The sequence below is a fragment of the Pseudomonas sp. NFACC02 genome (genome assembly GCF_900110765.1).
Taxonomy (GTDB): domain Bacteria; phylum Pseudomonadota; class Gammaproteobacteria; order Pseudomonadales; family Pseudomonadaceae; genus Aquipseudomonas.
This window is the reverse complement of sequence record NZ_FOEO01000059.1, coordinates 1-25,937: the sequence shown is the minus strand read 5'-3', so window position 1 is coordinate 25,937 and position 25,937 is coordinate 1. Positions and strand designations below refer to the sequence as shown.

Annotated in this window: 23 protein-coding genes; 4 read left to right on the top strand and 19 right to left on the bottom strand. The window is 59.4% G+C overall.

The genetic code is table 11. The features are described from left to right. Positions 1–480 precede the first annotated feature (480 nt). A complete protein-coding gene (locus BMY73_RS26080) occupies positions 481–1,719 on the top strand; it encodes a nucleoside recognition domain-containing protein (protein ID WP_092410741.1) in 1,239 nt (412 codons plus the stop codon). Here the strand turns inward: BMY73_RS26080 and BMY73_RS26075 are convergent. The 9 genes from BMY73_RS26075 to BMY73_RS26035 all read right to left on the bottom strand — a co-directional run bounded on the left by BMY73_RS26075 (position 1,692) and on the right by BMY73_RS26035 (position 12,157). Then, positions 1,692–2,330: an ABC-type transport auxiliary lipoprotein family protein gene (locus BMY73_RS26075; RefSeq protein WP_092410739.1), complete on the bottom strand. Its 639-nt coding sequence runs from the start codon at positions 2,328–2,330 to the stop codon at positions 1,692–1,694. The two genes, BMY73_RS26080 and BMY73_RS26075, sit on opposite strands and share 28 nt — an antisense overlap. Beyond that, the gene (locus BMY73_RS26070; RefSeq protein ID WP_062386474.1) at positions 2,327–3,265 is read right to left on the bottom strand and encodes an MlaD family protein; all 939 of its coding nucleotides are present in this window, start codon (positions 3,263–3,265) and stop codon (positions 2,327–2,329) included. The genes BMY73_RS26075 and BMY73_RS26070 overlap by 4 nt, the downstream gene beginning before the upstream one ends. After that, entirely contained in the window at positions 3,265–4,056 is a 792-nt protein-coding gene (locus BMY73_RS26065; protein ID WP_370588234.1) for an ABC transporter ATP-binding protein, read from the bottom strand. Before BMY73_RS26065 ends, BMY73_RS26070 begins: the two co-directional genes overlap by 1 nt. 11 nt (positions 4,057–4,067) lie before the next feature. Then, positions 4,068–5,237: an ABC transporter permease gene (locus BMY73_RS26060; protein WP_092410737.1), complete on the bottom strand. Its 1,170-nt coding sequence runs from the start codon at positions 5,235–5,237 to the stop codon at positions 4,068–4,070. Positions 5,238–5,247: 10 nt separating this feature from the next. Further along, a complete protein-coding gene (locus BMY73_RS26055; RefSeq protein WP_175500249.1) occupies positions 5,248–6,423 on the bottom strand; it encodes a DUF5924 family protein in 1,176 nt (391 codons plus the stop codon). Between the two features lie 213 nt (positions 6,424–6,636). Further along, the gene (locus BMY73_RS26050; protein ID WP_092410735.1) at positions 6,637–8,019 is read right to left on the bottom strand and encodes a M16 family metallopeptidase; all 1,383 of its coding nucleotides are present in this window, start codon (positions 8,017–8,019) and stop codon (positions 6,637–6,639) included. A gap of 67 nt (positions 8,020–8,086) precedes the next feature. Further along, complete coding sequence (locus tag BMY73_RS26045; RefSeq protein WP_062386486.1) at positions 8,087–9,730, bottom strand: Na/Pi cotransporter family protein; 1,644 nt, start codon at positions 9,728–9,730, stop codon at positions 8,087–8,089. A 285-nt stretch (positions 9,731–10,015) separates the two neighbouring features. After that, entirely contained in the window at positions 10,016–10,783 is a 768-nt protein-coding gene (locus tag BMY73_RS26040) for a TerC family protein (protein WP_062386489.1), read from the bottom strand. A 66-nt stretch (positions 10,784–10,849) separates the two neighbouring features. After that, a complete protein-coding gene (locus BMY73_RS26035) occupies positions 10,850–12,157 on the bottom strand; it encodes a CitMHS family transporter (protein WP_062386492.1) in 1,308 nt (435 codons plus the stop codon). A 322-nt stretch (positions 12,158–12,479) separates the two neighbouring features. Between BMY73_RS26035 and BMY73_RS26030 the strand changes: the two genes are divergently transcribed. After that, on the top strand, positions 12,480–12,881 hold the full coding sequence (locus BMY73_RS26030; RefSeq protein WP_062386494.1) for a GFA family protein: 402 nt from the start codon (positions 12,480–12,482) through the stop codon (positions 12,879–12,881). Between the two features lie 131 nt (positions 12,882–13,012). Here BMY73_RS26030 and BMY73_RS26025 read toward each other — a convergent pair whose 3' ends face one another. The 10 genes from BMY73_RS26025 to BMY73_RS25980 form a co-directional block, all read right to left on the bottom strand. Next, on the bottom strand, positions 13,013–14,974 hold the full coding sequence (locus BMY73_RS26025; RefSeq protein WP_092410733.1) for a DUF7844 domain-containing protein: 1,962 nt from the start codon (positions 14,972–14,974) through the stop codon (positions 13,013–13,015). After that, positions 14,971–15,291, bottom strand: coding sequence for a DUF2388 domain-containing protein (locus tag BMY73_RS26020; RefSeq protein WP_062386499.1), 321 nt, complete (start codon positions 15,289–15,291; stop codon positions 14,971–14,973). Before BMY73_RS26020 ends, BMY73_RS26025 begins: the two co-directional genes overlap by 4 nt. 35 nt (positions 15,292–15,326) lie before the next feature. Then, positions 15,327–15,632, bottom strand: a complete 306-nt coding sequence (locus tag BMY73_RS26015; RefSeq protein ID WP_062386502.1) for a DUF2388 domain-containing protein — start codon at positions 15,630–15,632, stop codon at positions 15,327–15,329. Positions 15,633–15,737: 105 nt separating this feature from the next. Beyond that, positions 15,738–16,055, bottom strand: coding sequence for a DUF2388 domain-containing protein (locus tag BMY73_RS26010; RefSeq protein ID WP_092410731.1), 318 nt, complete (start codon positions 16,053–16,055; stop codon positions 15,738–15,740). Positions 16,056–16,432: 377 nt separating this feature from the next. Further along, entirely contained in the window at positions 16,433–16,648 is a 216-nt protein-coding gene (locus BMY73_RS26005) for a DUF1127 domain-containing protein (protein ID WP_062386508.1), read from the bottom strand. Positions 16,649–16,967: 319 nt separating this feature from the next. Then, positions 16,968–18,461, bottom strand: a complete 1,494-nt coding sequence (locus BMY73_RS26000) for an acetyl-CoA hydrolase/transferase family protein (protein WP_092410729.1) — start codon at positions 18,459–18,461, stop codon at positions 16,968–16,970. A gap of 189 nt (positions 18,462–18,650) precedes the next feature. Next, the gene (locus tag BMY73_RS25995; protein ID WP_092410727.1) at positions 18,651–20,096 is read right to left on the bottom strand and encodes an NAD(P)(+) transhydrogenase (Re/Si-specific) subunit beta; all 1,446 of its coding nucleotides are present in this window, start codon (positions 20,094–20,096) and stop codon (positions 18,651–18,653) included. Next, on the bottom strand, positions 20,093–20,419 hold the full coding sequence (locus BMY73_RS25990) for an NAD(P) transhydrogenase subunit alpha part 2 (protein ID WP_062386518.1): 327 nt from the start codon (positions 20,417–20,419) through the stop codon (positions 20,093–20,095). The genes BMY73_RS25995 and BMY73_RS25990 overlap by 4 nt, the downstream gene beginning before the upstream one ends. A gap of 11 nt (positions 20,420–20,430) precedes the next feature. Further along, positions 20,431–21,552, bottom strand: a complete 1,122-nt coding sequence (locus tag BMY73_RS25985) for a Re/Si-specific NAD(P)(+) transhydrogenase subunit alpha (protein ID WP_092410725.1) — start codon at positions 21,550–21,552, stop codon at positions 20,431–20,433. A 433-nt stretch (positions 21,553–21,985) separates the two neighbouring features. Then, the gene (locus BMY73_RS25980; protein ID WP_092410723.1) at positions 21,986–22,882 is read right to left on the bottom strand and encodes a LysR family transcriptional regulator; all 897 of its coding nucleotides are present in this window, start codon (positions 22,880–22,882) and stop codon (positions 21,986–21,988) included. A gap of 174 nt (positions 22,883–23,056) precedes the next feature. Between BMY73_RS25980 and BMY73_RS25975 the strand changes: the two genes are divergently transcribed. Both BMY73_RS25975 and BMY73_RS25970 read left to right on the top strand, forming a co-directional pair. After that, positions 23,057–24,238 carry an acyl-CoA dehydrogenase gene (locus BMY73_RS25975; RefSeq protein ID WP_092410721.1) on the top strand — a complete coding sequence of 394 codons (1,182 nt, stop codon included), beginning with the start codon at positions 23,057–23,059 and terminating at the stop codon, positions 24,236–24,238. Positions 24,239–24,248: 10 nt separating this feature from the next. Then, positions 24,249–25,469 carry a CaiB/BaiF CoA transferase family protein gene (locus BMY73_RS25970; RefSeq protein ID WP_092410719.1) on the top strand — a complete coding sequence of 407 codons (1,221 nt, stop codon included), beginning with the start codon at positions 24,249–24,251 and terminating at the stop codon, positions 25,467–25,469. Positions 25,470–25,937: the final 468 nt, after the last annotated feature.

The following is a 25,937-nucleotide window of genomic DNA, read 5'->3' as shown; positions in this document are numbered from 1 at the left end:
AAGGGCGAGCGCTACTGGAACTCGCTGCCGCATTGGCGCAGCAAGCAATCCTTGCCTGTCGGTCAGTCGACGGTCGATTGATCGCTGAGTAGCGGCAAACACACAAACCCTGGCCCTGGCTGGGGTTTGTTGTTTTAGGCATATGAACTGTAGAAGCGCGCTTGCACCTGATGGCTGGGCAGCGCTGCACAACTTTGTAGGAGCGTGGCTTGTCCCGCGATCTGCCGGGGACCGGCAGCAAAACCGGTGCATGCGGAGTGTCAGGCATAACCGGGTCGCCTGACTTTGCTGCCGCTTCGCGCCAGATCGCGGGACAAGCCACGCTCCTACGCCTTGCGGGCAGAAGCCTCCGAGTAGGTTGCACATGTGATGTGAGGAAGACAGTTGCTACAGTGTATGTCGCGTCTGGTGACGGTGGAGAGGGTTTGTTGTTTGCGGTCCCGCCGCTATCATCCCCGCATCTTGCAAGGGGAATGACTGATGCTCAACGGCCTGTGGCTTGGCTTTTTCGTGGTTGCGGCGATTTCTGCGCTGGCTCAATGGCTGGTAGGCGGAAACTCCGGGATTTTTGCCGCAATGGTCGAGAGCATTTTCGCCATGGCCAAACTGTCGGTGGAAGTAATGGTGGTGCTGTTCGGCACCCTGACCCTCTGGCTGGGCTTTCTCAACATCGCCCAGAAAGCCGGCATCGTCGACTGGTTGGCAAAAGTATTAGGGCCATTGTTCCGTCGCCTGATGCCAGAGGTCCCGCCCGGTCACCCTGCCCTGGGCCTGATCACGATGAACTTCGCCGCGAACGCGTTGGGCCTGGACAATGCTGCAACACCCATCGGCCTCAAGGCCATGCGTTCCTTGCAGGAGCTCAACCCCAGCCAGACCGTGGCCAGCAATGCGCAGATCCTGTTTCTGGTGCTAAATGCGTCTTCGCTGACGCTGTTGCCGGTCACCATCTTCGTTTACCGGGCGCAACAAGGCGCAGTCGATCCGACGCTGGTCTTCCTGCCCATTCTCCTCGCCACCAGCGCCTCCACGCTTGTCGGCTTGCTGTCCGTCGCGGTCATGCAGCGTCTGCGGGTGTGGGACCCGGTGGTGCTGGCGTATCTGGTGCCTGGCGCATTGCTGCTGGGCGGCTTCATGGCCGTGCTGGCGGGATTGTCCGCCACGGCGCTGGCCAGTCTGTCTTCGGTGCTCGGTAACCTGACGCTGTTCGGCATCATCATGCTGTTTCTGGTGGTCGGGGCGCTGCGCAAGGTCAAGGTCTACGAAACGTTCGTCGAGGGTGCGAAAGAGGGTTTTGACGTCGCCAAGAGCTTGCTGCCGTACCTGGTCGCCATGCTCTGCGCCGTGGGCGTGCTGCGCGCCTCCGGAGCACTGGACTTCGCGCTGGAAGGCATTCGCCACGTGATTCAGTGGATGGGCCTGGACACCCGGTTTGTCGACGCCCTGCCCACTGCGCTGGTCAAACCGTTCTCCGGCAGCGCCGCGCGAGCGATGTTGATCGAGACCATGAAAACCCAAGGCGTGGACAGCTTTCCCGCGTTGGTCGCCGCGACGATTCAGGGCAGCACCGAAACCACCTTTTATGTCCTGGCGGTGTACTTCGGCGCCGTCGGCATCCAGCGAGCGCGCCACGCCGTCGGGTGCGCGCTGCTGGCGGAGCTGGCGGGCGTGATCGCCGCAATCTGCGTCTGCTACTGGTTCTTCGGCTCGACGGTGTAATGCTTGCGGCCCTGCTCCAGGGTCCATTGCAGCACTTGGGCGGCCAGCGTGTCGCTGGCCTGCCCAAAGGCTGCCACCACTGCGGGAACCTGTTTATCGCCGACGGGCTGATGCACCTCGAAGCGGCGGCTGGCGACGATGCGTTGATGGTCATCGGCCAGCCGCGCGTCCAGGCGAATCACCACGTCGATGGCCTGACCGCGGTATTCGCTTTGAAACGCCTGAAGCTCCCCGCCCAATTCGAAATCCGCCTGCAGGTTGCTGTCGTCGGTGCTGATCGACTGCACGCGGCCATCACGGTAGAAGGCCTCAGTCAGGCGGTTGCGCAGCAGCACAGGGGCCGGATCGCTCCAGCGAGCGCCTTTGTAGCTGCTGATCACGTCGCCCTGCGGGATGACGGCGATACGGGAGCTGTCGAGGGTTTCGCTGGATTTGGGTTTGACCACTCGCAGCGACCATGGCTCAGGCGTCGCGGTCTTGCTGGTAGTCGCTGCGATCGGCAGGCGATAAACATCCGACGGCTCTTGCTTGGGCAATATGGAACAGGCGCTGAGCGTCAGCAGTGCGCTTGCCAGCAACAGTCTGGTGAATGAATGACTGGCAAGCCTCATGGCTCGAACTCCTTGTTCTTGTCGCTACCGAGCAGGTAGCCGGTGGGGTTGGCATTCAGGCTGCGTGAGATGGTCTTGAGCGAGGTCAGGGTCTCGCGCAGCTCGCGAATCGCCGGGCCCAGTTCACTCAGACCCTGTAGCCCGCCGTTGACGGAATCCTTGTTGGCTTTGATCAACTGATTGATGGTGTCAGTGCTCTGCTGCAACGACACCATGGCTGCCTGTCCGGTCGCGATGGCCTGCTTCCCGTCAACCGTGAACAACAGGTTGGCGTTGCGCATCGCGGTCGAGGTCTGATCCAGCGTGGCGCTCGCCTGCTTGCTCAGTACCAATAGTTGCTTGAGGGTCTGGCGGATATCGTCGCGCTGGTCGGCGATCACTGCCGTTGTCTGCTCCAGGTGCTCCATGGTGTTGCTCAGCGCCTGAACGTTTTTCGACGACAAGAGTTCGTTGGCGTTGTGAAGAAAGACATTGATGCCGGTGATCAGGTCGTTACTGTCATTCAGCAGCCGTGAAATCGGTGACGGCGACGCAATGATCACAGGCAGATTACCGTTGTCGCCTTTCAGCTCTTCGCTTTGTGGCGTGCCGCCGCTGAGCTGAATGATCGACGTGCCGGTGATGCCGTTCAGGGCGAGTTTGGCGAAGGTGTCACGCTTGATCGGCGTTTCCCCGGCCACACGGATCTGCGCCAGAACGCGGCGAGGGTCTTGGGGGTCCAGGCGCAACTGAACCACGTCCCCGACCTTGATCCCGCTGTACTGCACAGGGCTGCCGCGAGACAGGCCGGTCACGGCTTCGCTGAACACCACCTGATAATCCTTGAACGCCGTGTCGACACTGGACTTGGCGAGCCACAACCCGAACAGCAGCGCAGCGGTGACCACGATCACCGTGAACAGGCCGATCAGGATGTGATGGGCGCGGGTTTCCATCATGAGACCTCGTGTGGGTGGGTGGCCGCTGCATAGGCCGAGCGGCCGCGCGGGCCATGAAAGTATTCGTGAATCCAGGCGTCCTTGTAAGCCGACACTCTGTCGATGCTATCGGCCACCAGCACGCGTTTCTGAGACAGCACCGCCACCCTGTCGGTGATGGTGTACAGCGTGTCGAGATCGTGGGTGACCATGAACACGCTCAGGCCCAGCGCGTCGCGCAGGGTCAGGATCAACTGATCGAAGGCCCCCGCGCCGATCGGGTCGAGGCCGGCGGTGGGTTCGTCGAGAAACAGAATGTCCGGATCGAGTGCCAATGCCCGCGCCAGCGCCGCCCGCTTGATCATGCCGCCCGACAGCGAGGCCGGGTATTTGTGAGCGGCCGACAGTGGCAAGCCGGCCAGGGCCATTTTGATACCGGCCAGATGCTCGGCATCGTCGCGGCTCAGCCCCGCGTGCTCGATCAAGGGTAATGCGACGTTCTCGGTGATCGTCAGCGACGAGAACAATGCGCCCTTCTGGAACAGCACGCCGAAACGTCGTTCGACCTGAGAGCGATCCTTGACGGACAGGTTCAGAAGATCCTGACCCAACACCCGGACATTGCCTTCGGCCGGACGCTGCAACCCGACGATGCTGCGCAGCAACACCGACTTGCCACTGCCTGAGCCGCCGACGACGCCGAGGATTTCCCCCCGATAGAGGTCCAGGTCCAGATGTTCGTGAACCACCTGCGGCCCGAAGCGATTACACAGGCCGCGTACCTCAATCACAGTTTCGCTGGGTTGCACGCAACGTCGGGTCACCAGCCAAGCTCCATGAAAAACATCGCCGCCAGTGCATCCAGCACGATGACCACGAAAATTGACTGCACCACGCTCGACGTCGTGTGAGCGCCCACCGATTCAGCGCTGCCTTCGACCTTGAAACCTTCGAGGCAGCCAATCGCGGCGATGAAAAAGGCAAAGATCGGGGCTTTTACGATCCCGACCAGAAAGTGCTGCACGCCGATGTCCGCTTGCATGAGTGACAGAAACATCGCCGGCGATATCCCCAAGGACAGCGCGCAGACCACGCCCCCACCGACGATGCCGCAGATCATCGCCAGAAACGTCAGCATCGGGAGTGAGATGAGCAACGCCAGCACGCGGGGCAGTACCAGCAGCTCTGTAGGACTGAGGCCCAAGGTCTGCAAGGCATCCAGTTCCTCATTGGCTTTCATCGAACCGATCTGTGCGGTGAAGGCGCTGGCCGTGCGGCCCGCCAGAAGAATCGCGGTAAGCAACACCGCGAATTCCCGTAGAAACGAGAAGCCGATCAGGTCCACCGTAAAGATCGTGGCGCCAAAGGCCTTGAGGACCGTCGCGCCCAGAAACGCCACGACCGCCCCGACCATGAACGTCAGCAGTGCCACGATGGGCGCTGCGTCCAGCCCGATCTGCTCGATGTGGGCGATCACCGACGTCGTGCGCCAGCGCTTCGGGCGGAACATCGTGGTGACGAATGTCTGCAAAATCAGCCCGACGAAACCGAGCAGTTGCAGGGTGTCGTTCCAGATGACCTCGACTGCGGACCCGATTCGCGCCAGCAACTGAGTGCCGACGGCGACTTCGGGATCTTTCACCGGCTGACAGTAGTCGCATAACGCGCTTTGAATGGTCTGCATCAAGGCGCGGCTCGACTCGGGCAGGTTCGGTGCCTGAACGGCGAGCAAGCGCAGACGCTGAACACCCAGAAGCTCCACCAACAACGACGCCCCCGCGGTATCGAGGGCGCCCAGCCCGCTCATGTCCACCTGCGTGGCTGGACCAAAACCCTCGCTCAACGCGTCGGTCTGGCGCTTGAGTGCGTGGTAGTGGGCAAGCGTCCAGTCTCCGGCGATCCACAGCTGAGCCGGATCGGTCGAAGTGTCCAGTGTGGCGCTGCCGCACACCGTCGGGGCGCGGTTGACGAGGGAGATCGATGGGGTCATAGCGACGAGCTTAGTTGGTTTTGTCCGGGGTGGATGGGTCCGCCGCTGGCTCAGTGTCATCAGGCTTGTCAGCGTCTGAAGCGGACGAGCCCAGTGCGTCTGCGCCGGGCTTCAGACCTGCTGGCTTGATCTTCTTGCGCGTCACGGCCGGCTGGTCCGAGTCGGTCACTTCAAAGCGCAAAACGCCGATCATCTGACCATCCTCTGTGAGCACCCTCACCTGCCATTTGCCGAGCACATCGGGCGGAAAATTCTGTTTGTGCGTCCATGCCCGGTAGCCTTCCTTACGTCCGCCGTGGATGTCTAGAGCAATTCGATCGACTTCTTCGCCATTATGGCGCCAAACGTGATAAATCCGCTCGTCCAGACCGCGCGGAGCGTTGATCGACGTGTACGCATACAGCCCGGCGCTACGCAGTTGATTGACCCCTATCTCCTGAATGCTTTCGCCTGGTGTGCGGTTCTGGTTATCGAACTGGGTGCTGACGGCCACCTCGGTCAACCACAGCGTTGCAGGCGGCACCCATGAACGCAGCATCCAGCCAGCAGCGCCGATGGCCAGGGTCATGAGCACCAGCCCTGCACCGCGTTTCCAGCTGTTGAGGGGAAAGCTGGAGGCCAGGCTTGGGAACGACAGCAGCATCGCGATGATTAGCGACAGCTTGTAACTTTCGGCGGTGGTCAGGTGCAGGATGATGGGCAGCGCGGTCAGCAGCGCGGCGAACAGGGTGAGCGTGTGCAGCGCCATGAACAGCCAGCGACGGGGCGCCAGCCATTTGTAATACAGCGGGTCGATGATCGAGATAAGCCCTGCGGCCGCGAGCACGCCTGTGAACGCCAGCTGGCCACTGTTCCAGGTGGTGGTGACGAAGAAAAACGGCAGGACGAAGAACAGACTTTCCTGATGGATCATCTGTGTCGCATAGCGGAGCAAGGGCTGTGGAATTTCGCGCTTCAACAGTTTGGTCAGCAGCGCGACGGCGCTGTTTTCCACCATCAGCCAGAGCCAGCTCACCAGCAAGATCACGGCAATCCAGGTCGCGAGCTTGGCTTGCCGGTCCACCAGAATGAAACTGCCGATGCCGGAGCAGAAACCGAAGAACGCAATCACCCCCGGGTAGCGCTTGATGAACTCCAGCACACGCTGTACGACGGAGTTCTGCATGAGGGCGTTGAGATCCGGCATTTCGGTGTTCACTTTGGCTGTAGGAAAAATCGTTGGCAGGATACCAATATCCAGTCGTAATTGACCTGTAGACGCAATCCTGTGGGAGCCGGCTTGCTGGCGATTACGTCAGACCCGACGCCGCGATCTTGATTGACGCAACGCATTCGTCCGAACACGGCCCGCACCAAGCCGGCTCCCACGGCCTTCGGCCAGAATCGAAATCAATGGGCCTTACAACGGGCGTCTTTTATGAACACGCCAGCGCCAGAAAATGACCAGTGCAAGTAACGCAACTACCGCCACGCCCATCTCATACAGCTCGTCATAGCTGACCAGCGGCTCTTCGATCCGCAGATACCCGGGTTGTGCCAACAACTGACGCATGGCCCGATTTGCCAGGTCCAGGCTCACACCGCGCGTGCGCTTGGCCGGGTCTTCGAAGCGGCCATCTTCATAGTCATTCAGGGCGCCCCAGTAATAATCAGCCAACGCGCTGTTGCCTTGAACCGCCCACGCCTGTTTGGCGATCGAGGCCTGCTGCAGCCGGGCGAAGGTTGCGGGGTCCATGCCTTGCTTGCGTAGCCGTTCGAGCATCGAACGCACCGCAGCCACCGCCGCGTCCACATCATCGCGCGCGAGATCGGCGTTCAGACTGAGAAAACCGGTGTCGCCGAACGCTTCCCGGTCGGCCCAGGGGCCGTAGGAATAGCCCTTGTCCAGGCGCAACTCGCTATAAAGCGACCAGTCCAGGTAGGACTTCACCAGATCCCACGTCTCATCGTGCTGCTCGCCCATGTCCGGCTCTGGAAAAAACAGGTGCAGCTTTGCCCCATCGCCCAATGCGCCGCGAACCAGCGTGCGCTCGGGCTCGGCTTTGGCATCGATGGTGCGCAGCGGCGGGTGCTCGGTGGGGTCTACCGCGTTGAGCTGGCCGAATGTGCGCTCAAGATACGCAGGCAGCAGCTTGTCCAGTTCGCCCACGATGATCAGTGTCATGTTGTTGGACGCGTACCAGTTGTCGTGGATGGTTTCGATCTGATCCAGTGTCAGGTGGTCGACGTTCGGCCGCTCCGGGCATTTGAGTCCCAACTCCACTGCCAATTGATTGCTGGCGCTGTGACCGAGGTCGCGCTTGTCCAGCCAACGTTGCAGGTGGGAATAGTGACCGCCGTCTTCACGTTCGACGATGCGCTTGGCGGTGTCGAGGTTCGCCTGGTTGATCTGTGTGTGCGTCAGCACATTAAGCAGCAGGTCCAGTACCTTGCGCTGATTTTGCGCGGGCGCCTCGATCACGAACGTGGTGTCGGTATTGCTGGTGAACGCGTTCCACTCGCCGCCCAACGCCTGCATTTGCTGCTCCAGGCCGCCTTCACCGGAATTGTCGATGCCACTGAACAGCAAATGCTCCAGCAAATGGGGAAGTTCTTTGTCGTTGCAGGGGAAGTCATCGAAGCCGATGCCGACGACCAGTCGAATCGATACGTGGCCTTTTTCGGCGGGTTTGAGCAGCAACTGCAAACCATTGGGCAGCACATAGCCCTCGACCTGAAAGCGGTCGAGGGCCATGGACGGAAGGGATGCCAGGAACAAACAGGCGAACAGCAGGCAACGCATAAAAACGGGCTTCCTAGCGGGCCGGTATGTGTAACAGACTTCAGTCCGGGCCCGGCGTTCACCACGATTATTCTGGTTGGTTCTCGCTGGACAAGGCTCCGGTATCAGAGGTTTCAAGAACGGCATAGGCGCTGCTGCAGAACAATGAATTCAATCGCTTCATGTCGGCGATCAGCTCGAGGTGCAACGAACTGGTCTCGATACTCTGCACGATTTTACGTTGCAGTCTGCTGACATGAGCATGGGCCAGACGCCGCTCCTGTGCCCGGAAGCGACGTTTTTCGCGCAGTAACTGACGCGCGCTTTCCGGATCTCCACTCAAAAATACCGACAGGCCCAGGCGCAAATTGGCCATCAATTGCTCGTGCAGCCCGGAAAGCTCTTCCAGTCCGACGTCGGAAAACGAACGGCGTTGGGAGGTTTTTTGCTGTTGAACCTTACGCAGCATACGCTCGATCAATCCGCTGGCCAGTTCCAGATTGATCGTCAACTCGATGATTTCGGCCCAACGGCGGTTGTCCTGATCGCCGAGGTCTTCTCGGGGCATTTGCGCCAGGTACAGCTTGATCGCGTTGTACAACACCTCGACGTCGTCATTCAGACGCCGCACCTCTTGCGTCACCGCCGTTTGATTGCCGCGCAGCACTTCCTGCATGGCATTGAGCATGCTGTCGATCAGGTCGCCCATGCGCAGGGTTTCCCGCACCGCGTTAGCCAAGGCCAGGCTCGGGGTCGCCAGGGCGGTGAGGTCCAGATGACGAGGTTTGACCGCGCCATTGACCTCGGCCTGTTGCGGCAGAATCGACGCGCACAGCCGGCCCATCGGCCCAACGGTGGGCAGCATGATGAGGCAGCGCAGTGAGTTGTAGATCACGTGGAAACTGATCACCAGGCTCGAGGGGCTGACGTCCAGGGTTTCCATCCAGTGCACCAGCGGCGTCAATACCGGAATGATCAGCAGCAGGCCGATCAGCTTGTACAGCAGGCTCCCCAGCGCCACTTGGCGACCGGCGACGTTCTGCATGCTGGTGCTGAGGAACGCCAGCAGGCCACTGCCGATGTTGGCGCCCACCACCAGACCGATGGCGACCGGCAAGCTGATGATCTCGGCTCCTGCCAGCGTCGCGGTCAGCAGGACGGCGGCCAGACTTGAGTAGGAAATCAGCGCGAACATCGCACCGACCAGGGCGTCGAGCAGGATGTCACCGGTCAGCGAAGCGAACAGCACCTTCACGCCCGCCGCTTGAGTGATGGGGGCGGCGGCGGTGACGATCAGTTGCAGCGCCAGAATGATCAGCCCCAGGCCGATGCCGACGCGGCCGAGCTGACCCACGCGTGTCTGTTTGCGCGACAGAAAAAAGATCACGCCGAGGAAGATCAGCAGCGGCGACAGCCACGACAGGTCGAATGTCAGGATTCGAGACATCACGGCGGTACCGACGTCGGCACCCAGCATGATCGCCAACGCGGGTGTCAGGCCCATCAGGCTCTGGCCGACGAACGAGGTCACGAGCATGGCGGTGGCGTTACTGCTCTGCACCAGTGCGGTCACGAGGATCCCGGCCACGAAGGCCAATGGACGTTTGGACATGTTCTGACTGAGCACGCGGCGCAGCTGCGAGCCATAAACGCGCAGGATGCCGGTTCGAACGATGTGCGTTCCCCAAATCAACAGAGCGACGGCAGAAAGCAGATCGAGCAGGGTCAGCATACGGAAAGCCCCCTGTAACGGCCCGTTTTGGGCAAGAAGTGAAAGTACAGCGTGTAGCGAGCGAAGCGCTTGGGCATCATCGTGATGGGCATGCTCACCTAAGCTTTAGTCGGCCTGAGGCCTTATTGCCAGCATGGCACAGCCGATTATTTCTTGAAACAAATCTGTCATAAATCAAGCATTTCGGAATCGCCCAGACCAGGCTCGCTCCCACATAGGCCCGGGCGCTCAATAAAAACGGGGCACTCAATGCCCCGTTCTGTCACCGCTACAACGCACTGGATGTTATTGACCCGGAACGTCCTTGCGAAGTTTCACGGGGTCCTGCATGGCCTTCTTCTTCGCTATCGAGGTGCGCATCTTGATGTTGATCGCTTCGACCGCCAGCGAGAACGCCATGGCGAAGTAGACGTAGCCTTTTGGCACGTGCACATCGAAGGATTCCGCGATCAGTACCGTACCGACGACGATCAGGAACGACAGCGCCAGCATTTTCAGCGAAGGATGCTTGTCGATGAAATCGCTGATGACCCCAGCGCAGAGCATCATGATCAGGACCGCGACGATGATCGCAGCGACCATGACGGGCACATGAGACACCATGCCGACGGCGGTGATGACCGAGTCCAGCGAGAACACGATGTCGATGATCGCGATCTGAATGATCGTGTAAAGGAACATGCCGCCCTTTCCTTTCGGCTCTTCGATCTGCTCATCCTCGCCTTCCATGCCGTGATAGATCTCTTGCGAGCTCTTCCACAACAGAAACAGGCCACCGAAGAACAGGATCATGTCGCGACCGGAAATGCCTTGGCCGAGTACGACGAACAGGTCGTCGGTGAGGCGCATGACCCAGGTGATCGACAGCAGCAAGAGGATTCGCGTGACCATGGCCAGTGCCAGGCCGAAAATCCGCGTGCGTGGCTGCATCGCTTTGGGCATCCGGCTGACCAGGATCGAGATCATGATGATGTTATCGATGCCCAGCACGATTTCCAGGGCAGTCAGGGTTAAGAAAGCAACCCAGATCTCAGGGTTGGTCAGCCATTCCATTACGTTTTCCTTTGAGCTTGTTAATCCTCGCGGCCGGTTGTCCGACAGCGAGGAGGTTCAGTTGCCTTATAGACTGCTGAACGCGGGGAAGATCCCCATCAGCAGCGCGGCGACCAGGATGCAGACGCAGACCAGCACTGCCCATTTGAGGGTGAAGCGCTGATGATCGCCAAATTCAATGCCAGCCAGCGCGACCAACAGATAGGTCGACGGTACCAGCGGACTCAACAGATGGACGGGCTGACCGACGATCGAGGCACGTGCCATTTCCACCGGACTGATGCCGTAGTGCGACGCGGCCTCGGACAATACCGGTAGCACGCCATAGTAAAACGCATCGTTGGACATGAAAAAGGTGAACGGCATGCTGACCACGGCGGTAATCACCGCAAGGTACGGCCCCATCGCGTCCGGAATCACTGCCAGCAGGCTTTTCGACATCGCATCGACCATGCCCGTGCCGGACAGGATACCGGTGAAAATGCCCGCCGCGAAGATCAGACCGACCACCGCCAGTACGCTACCGGCATGGGCCGCGACGCGATCTTTCTGCGCTTGCAGACAGGGGTAATTGACGATCATGGCAATACTGAATGCGATCATGAATAACACGGGCAGCGGCAACAGGCCCATGATCAACGCCACCATCAGCGCCAGGGTCAGCGCGCCGTTGAACCAGATCAGTTTGGGACGGCGAGCCTCGGGAAACTGCGAAACGCTGATTTCGCTGTGATCGACTTCGTCACCCGGCAGGTGCAGCTCGCCCAGGCGCGCTCGCTCACGCTTACCGTAGAAATACGCGATGACGAGGATCGCGACGACGCCTGCGAGCATTGCAGGAATCATCGGCACGAAGATGTCGGACGGGTCGACATGCAAGGCGCTGGCCGCGCGCGCGGTCGGTCCGCCCCAGGGCGTCATGTTCATCACACCGCCCGCCAGAATGATCAGGCCAGCCATGATGCGCGGGCTCATGCCCAGGCGACTGTACAGCGGCAGCATCGCGGCCACGCAGATCATGTAGGTGGTGGCGCCGTCACCGTCCAGCGAAACGACGAGGGCGAGCACGGCGGTGCCCACCGACACTTTTACCGGATCACCTTTGACCAGCTTGAGGATCTTGCGCACGGCCGGGTCGAACAGGCCGGAGTCGATCATCAGGGCGAAGTAGAGGATGGCGAACATCAGCATCACGCCCGTCGGCGCAAGCTTGGTGATGCCAGCGAGCATCATGGGGCCGATGTCGGAGGCAAAACCGCCGAACAAGGCAAACACGATCGGTACGATGATCAGGGCAATCAGCGCGGAAAGACGCTTGCTCATGATCAGGTACATGAAAGCGACGACCATGGCGAAGCCGAGGAAGGTCAACATAGAAATACTCCAGCGTTACGCGACGTGAGAACGGACGAGACGAAGCAATCAGCTCAAGACGAGCGGCGCAGGGAGTCGGGGGCGAACGAGGGGTACAGCGGAGCACGAGCAAGCATCAGAATCACCGAATTGTTGTTGTAGATGGGCCGGCGAACGTCGAAGAGCGTTCGTCCTGGCTGCCGGTCTGTCGCCGGCGGTGAGGGGATGCTAAAGCGCTTACCTTTCAGCCAGCTTTCGCTTGCCATGACGCTGATCGTTGACGCACAAATGAAGCATTTACACTCGAAAACAGTCAGACCCTGAACATAACGGGAGAATCACCATGAGCGAAACACACACCGGTGGGTGCCATTGCGGCAATCTGCGCTATCAAATCGATGCGCCCCTGCGCGACATCGCTCATTGCCATTGCTCGATTTGTCGGCGGACGTCAGGCGGCATTGTGGTGACCTGGATCACCGTGCCGCTTGAGTCATTCAAATGGCTGGCGGGTAGCCCTGCGGCGTATGATTCCGGCCCATCGTGCGTCAGGTATTTCTGTAATAACTGCGGGGCGCAAACCGCGCTGTTCAGCCGCAACAGCCCCGAGACGATGGACATCACCATTGCCACACTCGACCACCCCGAGCACGCGCCGGCCGATCGACACATCTGGACCGACAGCCGACTGCCCTGGCTGCACCTGGATGAACATCTGCCGGGTGAGCCAGGAGAGACGGTTTAGCCAAACCCGGATTCGCCTCTGCCCGCAGGGCGTAGCAACTGCCTTTCTCGCAACACAATCGGGTCGTTTGGTTTTGCTACCGCTTCGCGGCAGATCGCAGCAAGCTCGATCCAGCAGGTCGCTCCGCGTAGTTATGGCAACTCCAACCCGCCCGCCGCTTTGTGCAACGCCCGCAAATGCTCACCCACTTGTTTGAGGTTTTCGTCGGTGGCGGCGATCTCGGCGGCGCGGTCCGGCTCCAGGAGCGCCCTCACCTCTTTGTCCAGATCGCCAGTCAGACGCTGCAACTGCTTCTGGCGCTGGCTGCTTTCTTCTTCGAGGCGCGTCCACTCGCCCTGCTGCGGCAGTCCGTACCCTCCACTGCCCAACAATTCCGCGGGACGGCTGAGGAAGCCGCTGTTAGCCAGGATGTCTTGCAACGTCCCGGTGGCTTTTGACACGCCGTTGTCCTTCTTCTCGACCGCGCTGAGGTAACGTTGCTTGACCTCATCCTGGGCCAGCAGCAACTGACGGCGTTGAGCCGCCTGCTCCAGTAGCAGCATGGCAGCGCTGGTGCGCAAATCGGCCTGGGCGAAATAAGGGCGCCGTTCCTTCGCAGGCAGCGACAGCCAGTCTTCGACGGTGGATTCTTTCACGTCAGTGGTTTTGCGTAGCACATCGAACATCGCTTGATAGCGGTCGCGATAGGAATCGAAGCGGTAGCCCAGTCGCAGCGCTTTCTTGGGATCGTCCAGCACGCTGGTGTCTGCCAGGCCCCTGCCCTTAAGCACCTCCAGCAAACCGTTGGGCATGATGCTGTCCAGGCCCACAAGCCGAGGATCGTCAGTCCCGCTGCGCAACAGTTTCAGGTTTTCCACGGCGCAGTTATTGGACAGAAACCAATAGTTGCCGTCATACGCCCAGTGCATCTCGGCGGCATGCTGGACCAGTCCGTTGATTTCCTTCCGGGACAGTTTCAATGGAACGGATGCCAGGCTGCGCAATTCCGTCTTGGTGTACTCATCGATCACCTGCCCCAACGGCAGCACGAACAGGCGCGATGGGTAAGCGCCTGTCAGGCCACTCCAGCTGGACAGTTGCAGGTCGTTCACAAAGGCACGGTAGGACAGCACCAGATGCTGATCCAGGTCCAGACGGCAATCCGGCCCGCGCGGCCGCCCTGGCTTGCAGATCACCAGGCGCAGCATGCTGTGGCCCCAACGACTCACCAGATTCTGGTTGGCCTCGGCCAGCAGATAATCGACCTCGTACACGCGTTCGGGGTCGAGCTTGCCCAGCGGTTCGCGGGCGAAGTCGTTACCGGCGTTGAGGTAAGGGTAATAAGTCGGGCAGTCATCCTTGGCGGCGGGCGCCCAGTTGAACTGCTGTTTGTAGTAGTCGTAGAGCGCGGGACGCCGACAGGCATAGGCCGGATCAAGGAGGAAGTACTCCATGTTCACCGCGACAAACTCCAGCGGGCTGCTGATTTCGTAGATATCAGGACTACGGGCAACCTGCCCGTTACGTTCCTCACGCTCCCCGCGCCGTCCCACGTATTGCGGCCAGCCGGCAAGGTCAAGCAGGCGTGGGTCATCGCTCAAGGTGAAGCGCCGGTCGGTCTGGCCTCGGCAATTGTCGCGCAGGCCGATTTTCCCGGTGCTGTTGCCTTGGCGCGCACAGGCGATGATCAGCTTGCGGTCTTCGGGCGACCAGAGCTGGGCGTGATCATAAATGTGGGTGAGCTCATGCAGCACTGTCGCGAGCATTTCTTCGCGCACGGTGCCGTGTGGGCGATTGGTTCGGGTGGTTGCCGCACTGCCGTCGGTCAAACCCGCCAGCAGACGTTGATTGAGGTCCAGACGGTAGGGGCCGTCTGCGCGGCCATAGGCGTTGGACGGCATGTCGTCGGTCCAGCGGACTTCGACTTTACGATCAAGCTTGCTGACGAACATCGGCGGCAGATGCGCCATGGCCTCGTCGAGCAGTGTCTGGCTGGCGTGCTGTTGTGCAGGGCTGAGCCCGTCGGTGTACAGCGACAGGCTCAAATCGGCGAAGGCGCTCGTGCAGACCAGCGAAAACGCCGACGCCAGTAGCCAGGCGGCCAGGCGCCTCACAATGCGAGGATGGCTTCAGCGAGATCCTGGTCACTGGCATTGCGCGCTTCTGGCAAGCGCTCGCGCAAGGTGGCGAACGCGGCGTCCAGTTGAGCACCGTGAATAGCGCCGTTGGTGGCCACGTAACTGGCGGCGTCGTCCTGGGCTTCCACCACCATTTTCCAGTTGCGGACCGACGAGGTGGTGTCAGAGGTGAAGTCCACGCTGCGGCCCAGCGCACGGACAACGATGTTACTGGTGGCTTTCAATGTTTGCGCGTGCGCGACATCGGTCAGCAACAGCAGGCCGAGGGCGGCGGCGATCAGGGGGGTACGCATGGAACGGCTCCAGAATACAGAAGGTGCAAAAGTGATTATTGGACGAGGATTGCCTGCGCCAGTTCAAGGTCGCTGGCATGAAGTTTTGGTTGGGTCTGGCGCAGATACATCAGCGCTGCCTCCAGCTGTGCTCCTCGCAGTTGGCCATCACTGGCAATAAACGCTGCAGCATCATCCTGGGCGGCAAGTATCAGTTTGTTATCGAAAGGCCCGGTCGTCACCTGGCTGGTGGCGTACCCGCTTTTGATCAGGCTTTGTGTGGTTGTGTCGAATGCGTGAGCCTGGGTAACGCACACCAGGCTGGCAATCGTTGCAATCAACAGGCGAGACAATGAACGCATGAGTCTTCGGTATTGGCAAAACGAGTCGCAAGGCTAGCGCAATGCCCCGGACAGAGCCAGTGAAGGTGTCGGGGCATGCGGTGTGAAACCTGTCGCGACGCTGAATCAGATGGCAAGAATGGCCTGGGCCAACTGTGCGTCTGAAGCATTCAGGCCTGGGCTGACTTCACGGATATGCTGGAACGCGCCCTCCAGATGAGCGCCGCGGATTTCGCCCTTGCTCGCGACGAAGCTGGCTGCATCGTCACGTGCCGCCAGAACGATTTTGTCGTCATGGAAGGAGGAAGAGATCTTCGAGGTGGCGTTGGACGAGGCATCCAGTGCGCGAACGATGGTATCGGTGGTGACCACGAAACTGGACGCCTGAGCACCCGTCGCGGCGATCAGAAGTACAGCTGCACTCATCAGACGAAAGCGAGACATGTTTGAACTCCACAAGGAACAGATTGATGAACCACACGCGCAAATCCGGCGATGCACAGGGGTGTCTCGCAGGCGACGGGGCAAAGGGTGCAGCAAGACTAGCGTAAACGGGATCGTGAGCACTATCACGGCTAAATGCCAGCTAAGGATGCAAGCCCGCGGTTTACGTCATATGAGGCGGTATTAAGGCCTGTAAATCAGCAACTGTATTGCCCGCATTAGGATTTGAACGAACTGTACCTATTGGGGCCATGGATCTGTTTTGTTTGAAAACCCATAAACGACAAAGCCCGTCAGCAGATTCCTGCGACGGGCTTTGCGTGAACAATTCGGGGTGCTGGTGAGAGGCGCTTGGCCTGGGACCAGCAGACGCTAAATTAGCGCCAGAACGGCTTGCTCAGCTCTTCGTAACGCTGGGATTCGCTGATACCGGCGTCGGCCAGCAGACGAGCGTCCAGACGTGCCAGTTGGTGACGGCTGGACAGACGACGCTGCCAGAGCATCAGGTTGGCGAACATGCGCAGCGGCAACGAGGCTTTAGCGGATTGAGCGGTTTCTTCGTAGAACAGTTCGGAACTTACGGTGCGTTCCATGGTGCTTCTTCCTTCCGCTTGTGGCGGGATTAGAGAGTGACTTGATTGGTGCCAATCTTCCTCCTGTTCCCCTTCCCTCTCCAGACACAGTTCACTTGTATTGTGATGCTCCAGTTAACTGTTAGAACGCACTGTTTTGCTCGTCTATGGGGCAACTGTACCGGTGAGCACAATTATGGTGCGTTTTGTGCGCTGAAAAGATGAAAACTGCGTTTTTACCCATGAAATACACCCGTACAGCAATACAGTTTTTGCCAGAATCCCGCACAGCTCGTTCGGAACGGCGACGAAAGGTCGTCGCCAATCCGAAACTGTTTTCTTACACCGCCAGCATACGGCCGGTTTCTTCCAGGTTGAGGTGCCAACTGAGTGCATCGCGCAGTACATGAGGGGTGTGGCCACCGATAGCACAGGCTCTGCGGAAGTAATCATTCAGCGCTTCGCGGTAGGCCGGATGAACACAGTTGTCGATGATCACGCGAGCGCGTTCGCGGGGCGCCAGGCCCCGTAGATCAGCCAGTCCCTGCTCGGTGACGAGGATATCGACATCGTGCTCTGTATGATCGACGTGGCTGACCATGGGCACGACGCTGGAAATGGCGCCGCCTTTGGCGATCGATTTGGTGACAAAGATGGCGAGATGCGCGTTGCGCGCGAAATCGCCCGAGCCCCCGATCCCGTTCATCATCCGCGTGCCGCACACGTGCGTGGAATTGACGTTGCCGTAGAGGTCGAACTCAAGCGCCGTGTTGATGCCGATAATGCCCAGACGCCGCACGACTTCCGGATGGTTGGAGATTTCCTGCGGACGCAATAACAGTTTCGGTTTGTACTGCTTCAGGTTGTTGTAGACCGTGTCGTGTTTGCGTGCTGACAGCGTCATCGAACAACCCGAGGCGAAGTCCAGCTTGCCAGCCTCGAACAGGTCAAAGGTGGAGTCCTGAAGGACCTCCGAGTACATGGACATCCCGTGAAACGGCGAGTCGATCAGGCCGGTCATGACCGCGTTGGCGATCGTGCCTACGCCGGCCTGCAGGGGCATCAACTGATTGGTCAGGCGGTTTTGGCGCACCTCATTCTTGAAGAACTCCACCAGATGTCCGGCAATTGCCTGGGTTTCGCTGTCTGCGGGCAGTACAGTTGAAGGTGAGTCGGTCTGGTCGCTGATCACGATGCCCACGATTTTGGCCGGATCGATCTTTACAGCCTGGCTGCCGATGCGGCTATCGACCTTGAGCACCGGGATGGGCAGGCGGGTCGGACGGTACGTGGGTATATAGATGTCGTGCAGGCCTTCGAGCTCAAGCGGTTGCGCCAGGTTGATCTCGACGATCACCTGCTCGGCCAGAATGGCGAAGCTCGCCGAGTTGCCCACGGACGTACTCAACACCAGATGACCTTCTTCGGTAATCGCCACGCACTCGATGACGGCGATGTCCACCGGTTTGATCTGGCGATTGCGCAGTTGCTCGACAGTGTCGGACAGGTGCTGGTCGATGAACATCACCGAGCCATCGTTGATTGCCTTGCGCAGTGTGTTGTCGACCTGAAACGGCATGCGGCGGGACAACACGCCGGCTTCGGTCAATTGCTTGTCCAGGTCGTTGCCCAGACTGGCGCCGGTCATCAGGCTGATTTTCAGCGGGTGAGATTTGGCGCGCTCCGCCAGCGCCTGGGGCACGGCCTTGGCTTCACCTGCGCGGGTGAAGCCACTCATGCCGACGGTCATGCCGTCCTTGATCAGGGAAGCGGCGTCGGCCGCGCTCATTACCTTGCTCATCAAAGACGGCAGGCGAATACGTTCACGGTGCATGTTTTTATATCTCGGGACGAGGATGCGAGCGACCAAGTCTAGAGATTTGCTTTTTTTTCGTCCCACGACCAAGGTCGCATTCGAGGGCTCTAATTAGCGGGGTTGAGAACAAAACACTGTTACGCCGGATGTAAAAAACCCTCGGCCGATATTCGCACCGAGGGCTTAGTCCGTCACAGCCTGAAGCGGTTATTCGACCGCTTTGACCATGTCTTCAATGACTTTCTTGGCGTCGCCGAAAACCATCATGGTTTTGTCGAGATAGAACAGCTCGTTGTCCAGACCGGCATACCCGCTGGCCATCGAGCGCTTGTTGACGATAATCGTCTTCGCCTTGAAGGCTTCGAGAATCGGCATGCCGGCAATCGGCGATTTCGGATCGTTCTTCGCCGCCGGGTTGACCACATCGTTGGCGCCGAGCACCAGCACCACGTCCGCCTGGCCGAACTCGGAGTTGATGTCTTCCATCTCGAATACCTGGTCATAAGGCACTTCCGCCTCAGCCAGCAGCACGTTCATGTGCCCCGGCATACGGCCGGCTACCGGGTGAATCGCGTACTTCACGGTCACGCCGGCGTGGGTCAGCTTCTCGGTCAGCTCTTTGAGTGCGTGTTGCGCACGGGCGACCGCCAGGCCATAGCCAGGCACGATGATCACGGTGTCGGCGTTGGTCAGCAGGAAGGTTGCATCGTCGGCCGAGCCGGATTTGACCGGGCGTGCTTCTTTCGTGCCGCTTGCCGCGCCCGCGTCTGCCGCGCCGCCGAATCCACCGCCGATCACGTTGAAGAAGGAGCGGTTCATCGCTTTGCACATGATGTACGACAGGATCGCGCCGGAGGAGCCGACCAGCGAACCTGCGATGATCAACATCGAGTTGTTCAACGAGAAGCCGATGCCGGCCGCTGCCCAGCCCGAGTAGCTATTGAGCATCGACACGACCACAGGCATGTCCGCGCCGCCGATCGGGATGATCAGCAGCACGCCGATGACGAACGCCAGGATCAGCATGATGCTGAACGCGAACAGACTGCCGGTGAACATGAAGGTCAGGCCGAAGAACAGCGTGGCCAGACCCAGAATCAGGTTCAGCTTGTGCTGACCGGCGAACTGCACCGGCGCGCCCTGAAACAGGCGGAACTTGTACTTGCCCGACAGCTTGCCGAAGGCGATGACCGAACCCGAGAAGGTGATCGCACCGATGGCGGCGCCCAGGAACAGCTCCAGACGGTTACCTGCCGGAATGGAATCGCCCAGATGCTGAACGATGCCCAGGGACTGCGGCTCAACCACGGCTGCAATCGCAATGAACACCGCTGCCAGACCGATCATGCTGTGCATGAACGCGACCAGCTCAGGCATTTTGGTCATCTCGACGCGCTTGGCCATGATCGAGCCAGCCGTACCGCCAACCAGCAAGCCCACGATGATGTAGCCGATGCCCGCGCTGGCGCCGTCGGTCGAAAGTGCCGCGAGTTTGAACACCAGGCCAATCGTCGTCAGCACCGCAAGCGCCATGCCGAACATGCCGAACAGATTGCCGCGACGGGAGGTCGTCGGGTGCGACAGCCCTTTGAGGGCTTGAATGAAGCAGATCGCGGAAACGAGGTACAACAGGGTGACGAGGTTCATGCTCATTGCTTGGCATCCTCAGCTTTGGCTTTCGGAGCCTTCTTCTTGAACATTTCCAGCATGCGGCGGGTGACCAGAAAGCCACCGAATACGTTGACCGCAGCCAGAGCCACGGCCAGCGTTCCCATGGTTTTGCCCAGCGGGGTCACCGTCAGGGCGGCAGCGAGCATGGCGCCGACAATCACGATGGCCGAGATAGCGTTGGTCACCGCCATCAGAGGCGTGTGCAAAGCCGGGGTGACGTTCCAGACCACGTGATAGCCGACGTAAATCGCCAGCACGAAAATGATCAGGTTATAGACGCCGTGAGAGATCAGCATGTCTTCCATTGTTTTTATCCTTAGCCGTTCTTGCGGACAATCTGGCCGTCGCGGCACATCAGGCACGCGGCGACGATGTCGTCTTCGAGGTTGATCTCGAACTGTCCTTCCTTGGTGAAGACCAGCATCAGGAAGTCCAGCAGGTTGCGTGCATAAAGAGCAGAAGCATCGGCGGCGACCAATGCCGGCAGGTTAGTGTGGCCGACGATGGTTACGCCATGCTCGATCACGACTTGATCAGCCACGGTCAGCGGGCAGTTGCCGCCTTGAGCTGCAGCGAGGTCGATCACCACCGAGCCCGGTTTCATCTGGGACACGGTTTCCGCGCTCAGCAAGACCGGCGCCTTACGGCCCGGGATCAGCGCGGTGGTAATCACGATGTCCGCCTGCTTGGCGCGCTCGTGAACGGCCACAGCCTGGCGCTGCATCCAGCTGGCAGGCATCGGGCGTGCATAACCACCGACACCGACGGCGGCCTCGCGCTCTTCATCCGTCTCGTAGGGCACGTCGACGAACTTGGCGCCCAGCGACTCGATCTGTTCCTTCACAGCTGGGCGAACGTCGGACGCTTCGATCACTGCGCCCAGGCGTTTGGCGGTGGCGATGGCTTGCAGGCCGGCGACACCCGCGCCGAGGACCAGCACGCGCGCGGCTTTGACCGTACCGGCGGCCGTCATCAGCATCGGCATGAAGCGCGGATAGTGATGCGCGGCCAGCAGCACCGACTTGTAACCGGCAATGTTGGCCTGCGAGGACAGCACATCAAGGCTTTGCGCGCGCGAGGTGCGCGGCGCCGCTTCGAGAGCGAATGCGGTAATCCCGCACTCGGCCATCTTGGCGATGATCTCGTTGTTGAAGGGGTTAAGCATCCCGATGACAACGGTCCCGGCCTTGATCAAAGCCAGTTCACTGTCGCTGGGAGCAACAACCTTGAGGATCAGATCGGCGCCAAAGGCAGCGGCAGCGCTGCCAATCGAAGCGCCTGCCGCTTCATAGGCACTGTCCGGGACGCTGGCGGTAACGCCGGCGCCAGACTGGACGGTGACCTTGTGACCTTGGCCAATGAGCTTCTTGATGGTTTCCGGCGTTGCAGCAACCCGAGTTTCACCGGACTGGGTTTCGAGGGGGACACCAATGTGCACGTCAAATCTCCTGCGTGATCTTCTTATCTTTTAAAAATAGGCCAGCGCGCTACGGATGGCGCGACTGGGGCAGCGATCACCACGTCCCCGCAAGACAAGGGGGGCGCGGCATTTTGCAGGTGTCAGAGGGGTGCATCAAGAGATTCTGTAACGCGACATGTCTTTAACTACAAGTCACCCTGTGACCCTTTGCCGCAACAAAACGCTACAAGCCTTTAATGACATGGCTTGCGGCCGTATATGAGGTGATTGAAGTTTTTTTCTATCTATCGGTAAAATGATGGTCAATTAGCCTGAAAGCCACGTCATGTAACGCTTACAGGCTGTTTTGGATAAAAAACAGATGTGTTTCTTAAATGCGACATATCCAGATATCTGTAGGCTTCGCAGTGGTTTGACTACAAAGTCAGCGGCTGGCTAAGGAGCAGGCAGGTCAGGGCATTGCGTACGTTTCAGCCTGATGCACCAGCCAGTCTCGAAACGCTTTTAGTGAAGCGGACTCGACTTTGCGTTCCGGAATCATCAAGTAGTACGCCTTCAGGCTCGATAAAGCATTAGGGTTGGCGACGACCAGGCGTTTCTCCGCTAGCTCGCGCTGAATCAGGAACGGTGGGATCAGCGCGACACCCATGTCATGCATGGCCGCCTGGGCGAGCATGGAGAATAGCTCGTATCTCGGGCCTGTCATGTCGCGCGCGACGCTCATGCCCGATGCGGTGAACCACTGACGCCAGGCATAAGGCCGGGTGGTCTGTTGGAGAAGCGGCATGTCAGCCAGACCCTGAGGACTGAGCTGCTTGTTGTTATTGAGCAGCGCGGGGCTGCACACCGGCATTGGATTTTCGCTCATCAGTCGATGCGACTCCGTGCCTGGCCACTCTGCGTCTCCAAAATAGATCGCGGCATCGAAGTCGGTATCGGCAAACAGAAAAGGTCGGGTTCGGTTGGTCAGGTTTATCGTCACGTCAGGGTGCTGATGCTGGAAGTCCTTGAGGCGTGGCAGCAACCATTGAGTCCCGAACGTCGGGACCACGGCCAGTTCGATCACATTGGCGCCTTGATGGCCCATGACAGAGAGCGTGTCGCGTTCCACTGCGTCGAGTTGCGTGGCCACGCGCCGGCTGTAGGAAAGACCTGCCTCGGTTAGCTTTACACCTCGCCGCGAGCGGCGGAATAACGCTACGTTGAGGAATTCCTCCAGACTTGCAATCTGTCGGCAGATCGCGCTCTGCGTGAGGGACAGTTCGTCCGCCGCCTTGGTGAAGCTCTCATGGCGTGCGGCGGCTTCGAAGCTGACCAGCGCAGCCGTACTGGGAATTTTGCGGCGCATTTACGTCTACCTCACTCGTACGACAGTAAAACCGTCGTTTACGTATTCTCGGAGTGAGAAATTAGCACAACACTATGCGAAATCCTCGTTTGCGGTAGTCGAGGTCCGCGCCTAGGATCTATCCACGACTTTTCTCGGCTACGTCCGAGAGCATCATTTGGCGAGGAGACAGTCATGGGCGGTAAGGCAAGCTTCAATTGGATCGATCCACTGTTGCTGGATCAGCAGCTCACTGAAGAAGAGCGCATGGTTCGTGACAGCGCCGAGCAGTTCGCCCAAGACAAGTTGGCGCCTCGCGTTCTGGAAGCCTTTCGTCACGAACAGACCGATCCTGCAATTTTCCGTGAAATGGGTGAGGTCGGCCTGCTGGGCGCGACCATTCCCGAGCAATACGGTGGCAGCGGTCTGAATTATGTCTGCTATGGTCTGATCGCCCGTGAAGTGGAGCGCGTCGACTCCGGTTATCGCTCAATGATGAGTGTTCAGTCGTCTCTGGTCATGGTGCCGATCAATGAATTCGGTACCGAAGCGCAGAAGCAGAAATACCTGCCGAAGCTGGCCTCTGGCGAGTGGATCGGTTGCTTTGGCCTCACGGAGCCAAACCACGGCTCGGACCCGGGCGCCATGATCACTCGCGCCAGGAAGGTCGACGGCGGTTATCGCCTGAGTGGCAGCAAAATGTGGATCACCAACAGTCCGATCGCGGACGTGTTCGTGGTCTGGGCGAAAGACGACGCTGGCGACATCCGTGGCTTCGTACTGGAAAAAGGCTGGCAGGGCCTGAGCGCGCCCGTCATTCATGGCAAGGTCGGCCTGCGGGCTTCCATCACGGGCGAGATCGTGATGGACAACGTATTTGTGCCAGAAGAGAACATTTTCCCGGATGTGCGTGGCTTGAAAGGCCCGTTCACCTGCCTGAACTCAGCGCGATATGGCATTTCGTGGGGCGCGTTGGGTGCCGCCGAGTTCTGCTGGCACACCGCGCGTCAGTACACCCTGGATCGTCAGCAATTCGGTCGCCCTCTGGCAGCCAATCAGTTGATCCAGAAGAAACTGGCTGACATGCAGACAGAAATCACGCTCGCCCTGCAGGGTTGCCTGCGCCTGGGCCGAATGAAAGATGAAGGTACGGCGGCCGTCGAGATCACATCGATCATGAAGCGCAACTCCTGTGGCAAGTCCCTGGACATCGCACGCATGGCCCGCGACATGCTCGGTGGCAACGGAATTTCGGATGAGTTCGGCATCGCCCGTCATCTGGTCAACCTGGAAGTCGTGAATACCTATGAAGGTACGCATGACGTCCACGCGTTGATTCTCGGTCGTGCGCAGACGGGCATTCAGGCGTTCTATTGAGGAGCCAGCCATGGGCGCGCTATCGCATTTGCGTGTGCTGGACTTGTCCAGGGTTCTTGCCGGGCCTTGGGCAGGGCAGATCCTTGCCGACCTCGGCGCTGACGTGATCAAGATCGAGCGTCCCGGCAATGGTGATGACACTCGCGCCTGGGGGCCGCCGTTCCTCAAGGATCCTCGGGGCGAGAATACTTCCGAGGCGGCCTATTACCTGTCTGCCAACCGGAACAAGCAGTCTGTCACTATCGACTTCACCCGGCCTGAAGGCCAGAAGCTGGTGCGCGAGCTGGCAGCGAAGTCTGACATCGTGATCGAGAACTTCAAGGTGGGCGGCCTCAAGGCTTATGGTCTCGATTACGCGTCCCTGCAGGCAGAGAACCCTCGACTGATCTACTGCTCGATCACGGGCTTTGGCCAGACCGGTCCGTATGCCAGGCGCGCGGGTTATGACTTCATGATTCAGGGGCTGGGCGGCTTGATGAGCTTGACCGGTCGTCCTGAAGGCGAAGAAGGTGCCGGGCCAGTGAAGGTCGGAGTGGCGCTGACGGATATCTTGACTGGGCTTTACTCGACCTCCGCCATTCTCGCTGCATTGGCCCACCGCGATCAGGGCGGTATGGGTCAGCATATCGATATGGCTTTGCTGGATGTGCAGGTCGCGTGTCTGGCGAACCAGGCGATGAATTACCTGACGACAGGTGTATCGCCCAGACGGCTGGGCAATGCTCACCCGAACATCGTGCCTTATCAGGACTTTCCTACAGCGGATGGTGATTTCATCCTGACGGTGGGCAACGACAGCCAGTTCCGCAAGTTCGCGGAAGTGGCCGGTCAGCCGCAATGGGCGGATGACCCCAGGTTTGCCACTAACAAGCAGCGTGTCGCGCATCGAGTCGAGTTGATTCCGCTGATTCGTCAGGCCACCGTTTTCAAGACCACCTCTGAGTGGGTCACAGCATTGGAACTGGCCGGCGTGCCATGCGGCCCGATCAATGATGTCGCTCAAGTGTTTGCCGATCCCCAGGTTCAGGCGCGTGGCTTGAAGGTTGAATTGCCTCACGCGCTGGGCGGGACGGTGCCACAGGTTGCCAGTCCCATCAGGTTGTCGGAGACGCCGGTGGAATATCGTCGGGCGCCTCCGCTATTGGGCGAGCACACGCTGGAGGTTCTGACCGGTGTTCTCGGGCTTTCGGACGAGTCTGTGATGGCATTGCGAGAAGCGGGTGTGCTCTAGAGCTCTTCTATATAGGAGCGGCGTCAGTCACTCCCTCCCTATATAAACAGAAGGAACTGACTGATTTGCCTGATGTTTTGGCTTTTTGATAGAAACTTCAAATTAAGTGTTGACGCTCCTCTGAATGTCTCTATAATTCGCCCCACTTCCGGCGCAGACGAAACGGAAAACTCCTTGATAATCAACGAGTTGGACGAAGTAAGCGGCGAGGAAGGGCTTCGGTTCAGATGCTTGAATCGACAGCGGTGAAAAAGGCAGTTGACAGCAGGTTGTAACGCTGTAGAATTCGCCTCCCGCTGACGTGAGACGCCAAGTCGAACGAAGCGCAAGTGGTTGAAGTTGCAAAGGAAACTTTGAAAACTTCTGAAAATAACCGCTTGACAGATACAGAGGACGCTGTAGAATGCGCGCCTCGGTTGAGACGAAAGGCTCTTGACCAACCGCTCTTTAACAACTGAATCAAGCAAT